The sequence below is a fragment of the Burkholderia sp. GbtcB21 genome, from assembly GCF_019091065.1.
In the GTDB taxonomy this organism is placed as follows: Bacteria; Pseudomonadota; Gammaproteobacteria; order Burkholderiales; family Burkholderiaceae; genus Burkholderia; species Burkholderia pyrrocinia_C.
This window is the reverse complement of the sequence record NZ_JAGXKA010000057.1, coordinates 1-2,961: the sequence shown is the minus strand read 5'-3', so window position 1 is coordinate 2,961 and position 2,961 is coordinate 1. Positions and strand designations below refer to the sequence as shown.

Below are 2,961 nucleotides of genomic sequence, written 5' to 3'. Positions count from 1 at the left end.
ATTATCAAAGGTCTTCACCTCTCTATGGTCAGCTAATTAACCAAGCAAACCACTTCAACTGCCTCCCTTCGCCATGTAGCCGGCTTTCCCGACCTCGGACTACTACGGAGGCTCCGCCAGTCTGCACGTCATCGGGGGCACACTCCCTTGGCATCCGTGCAGACCTTCCCCAGTTCACATGCTGGACTCAACGCATGGGCAAGGTTGCCTGTCGCAGTCTTTACCCTTGCTTGCCGCAAGTCGTCGCGAACACCACGGTCTAGCTGCGCGCTCCCCGTGGTCCCATGCTGACCAGCTTACATATCCAATCGGCATTCGTGCCGCCGGGCCATACGTGTGACCGGCGCCAGTTCGCGTCCTGCCCGTAAAGCGGTGTGGGCAGGGGTGACATTCCAACCCTCAGATGCGGTTTAACAGGTTCGTGTTCCTCAACCGTCCCATGCTCAGCCTGGAGGCTCATCTTGGCGTAACCGCTTCGCCGCAAGCCCCGTTTCCCACGGACTACGTCACCTTGCCAGTGTCAGCAAGTCACCGCCGCTTCGGCTCACTTCCTCTCGCAGCAGAGGAAGAGCATGCCCCGGTACTGCAACGTCAACTCCTCCGGGTCCTGCATTCCAAACATGCTCAAGCAGCTTCACCCCCGTACGGGCGGGCTACGCTGGCTGGGCGTACCGTAGGTGAAGTCAGAAACCCAAAGCTGGTTCGGCCGTGCCGCCTTGAACTGGCGATTGACCCGATCCAGCGGGCGCGGGGCTATGGCATCAGGAACAGTCGTGCGAACACGCTTGCCTCGCATCACGCCGCGCAAACCCAGTTGCTTCATCAAACGTTCGACCGTGCAGCGCGCCACCGCGATACGCTCCCGGTTCATTTGCTTCCAGACTTTATCCGCGCCGTAGACCTGCATGTTGGCCTGCCACACACGCTTGATCTCCGGCCGCAGACGTTCATCGCGGATTGCGCGAACAGAGCGCCGCGATGGATCACGAAGCTGCGCGGCATGGCGTCGGTAACCCGACGGGGCAATCCGCAAGACCTTGCAGATCGGCTCGACCCCGAAGGTGTCGCGATGCTGATCGATGAAGGCCTTCAGGACTTGAAACGGCGGCCGAGCTCCGCCTGGGCGAAAAACGCGCTCGCGACCTTGAGAATCTCGTTGGCACGACGCAACTCCTTGACTTCGCGCTCCAAGGCCTTGAGGCGCTCGCGCTCGTCTGTGGTCACGCCATCGCGCTCACCGTGGTCGACCTGGTCGCGCTTGACCCACTCATGCAGTGTCTGCGGTGTGCAGCCGATCATCGCCGCAATCGACTCGATCGCCGCCCACATCGACGGATGTTCGCTACGCTGCTCGCGCACCAGGCGCACCGCGCGCTCTCGGACTTCCGGGGAAAACTTGCTTGGCTTCTTGTTCATGGCTCCATTCTCTCAAGAGTTGGAGCCTCCACAAAACTCGGGGCGGTTCAGTGATTTGTGCGAGATTGATGAGACCGCGCGACAGGGATGGCATTTTTGCAGTCCGTGCTGCGTGTTTGACGAGCTGATCAAGTAGCGCGACCGCGGAGACGGCGTACGGAGGCACATGAAAATCAACATCATTGGTTGATTTTTGAAAGACGGGACAGTGCGCCATGATGTGCAATGTGTAGCATCCATGCTCACTGCTCTTCTGTCATGCCTATCCGACCAAACCTTAAGCTCAATCTCGCCCCTTTGAATGTGACGCCTGTCGTCAAGACGAGAGCGCAATCGACATTGGACCATTTGTGCACCAATAGGGAAATTTTGCGCCAACAGATGCACGCGCTTCTGCCACCGGACTTCGGGAGAGCTTTGCATGCTCCAGACTATGCAGGAATGCGTCAGGGCGGTTTTGCCTCTATGAGTCACGGTTTCATGATAGAGAACACCGGCCTCGACGCTTTCATGCATGCCCGTCGCGAACAACCGAAATGCTTAGGTGAGTTTGCTGGGGACAAATTTCACATCAGCGTGCAGCGAGAGCAGGTGCCAGAGGCATTCCAGGCTCTGACCGGGTTGCTATTCTCCGAATGCAGCCCAGTCGACAAGTGGAAGGTGACAGATATTGATCGAACCGACCATCAAGCTCGCGTCAGTTTGGGTGCACAGTTCACCTTGTATGTAAAACCGGACGGGGATGACTCGCAGTATGGTGCGGCGGCACTAAATAAAGTGCGGCATTTTGTCGAGCGTTTAGAGTTGGAATTGTCCAAGCACGGAATTACGCCGGGACTACACCCGGAGTCCGATGTGCGCCCGGAGCATTGGCAGTACGTCAGCTATCGGAACGAGCTGCGCAGCGAGCGCAATGGCAGCGAAGCGCAAAGTGAAGCCTTACGCGCCGAGCCGTTCTATCGGTTGATCACGGAATAAGTCCCAAGGACCGCCCCGTATATGCGTCTCTTGCCTATGCGATTGCGCACTTCGTGAAAATGTGAACAGAACCTCGTGTCGTGCTCTGAGGGGCGTCGTTCGTGGATCGCTTACAAAGTGTTCCAGTTGGTCGTATCGCAACCCGGTTCGGCCGCCGGCATGCAGCGCGCCATGTTCCAGGTACGCGATCTCGGCCACGGAGCGCGAAACATCGAACCCTACGATTCGCATAACCGTCTCCCGTTTCAAATCACTGTCGGGAGCCGGTGGGACAGCACGACAGCTACGGATTCGCGCTCGCAGCGCAACCGGGCGGGTCGCAGGGGCGGCCAACTACTAACACGAGCTCGCGGCTCAACGTGTAACAACGGCCTGCCCACCCGAAGCGCTCCCCAGTGCCCCTTGTCCCGGATGGTCACACCATACGCTCGAACCGCTCGGCGCGGGACCATGAGGCACCGGCTATATCATGCCGGTTGTCAACCTCGGTCGTAATTTCCCCAGAAGTGTCGAAGTAAAATTCCCCACCCTGTTCGGACGGTGATCAACCGGCGACGTGATCGAATG

At 58.6% G+C, this 2,961-nt stretch carries 1 protein-coding gene, 1 pseudogene and 1 other annotated feature; of the genes and pseudogenes, one reads left to right on the top strand and one right to left on the bottom strand.

What is annotated here, in order from left to right; genetic code table 11:
* Nucleotides 1–673 precede the first annotated feature (673 nt).
* A pseudogene (locus KVT39_RS36240) lies at nt 674–1,416 on the bottom strand (IS3 family transposase); the annotation flags it as partial.
* Nucleotides 1,019–1,135 (bottom strand) — a sequence feature (AL1L pseudoknot). It overlaps the preceding pseudogene by 117 nt.
* A 225-nt stretch (nt 1,417–1,641) precedes the next feature.
* Between KVT39_RS36240 and KVT39_RS36235 the strand changes: the two are divergent.
* Nucleotides 1,642–2,394, top strand: a complete 753-nt coding sequence (locus tag KVT39_RS36235) for a type III secretion system effector phosphothreonine lyase (protein ID WP_306795627.1) — start codon at nt 1,642–1,644, stop codon at nt 2,392–2,394.
* Nucleotides 2,395–2,961: the final 567 nt, after the last annotated feature.

Excerpts from the sequence above, each read along its gene's own strand:
- KVT39_RS36235 (WP_306795627.1), top strand. The coding sequence starts at position 1,642 with ATGTGTAGCATCCATGCTCACTGCTCTTCTGTCATGCCTATCCGACCA.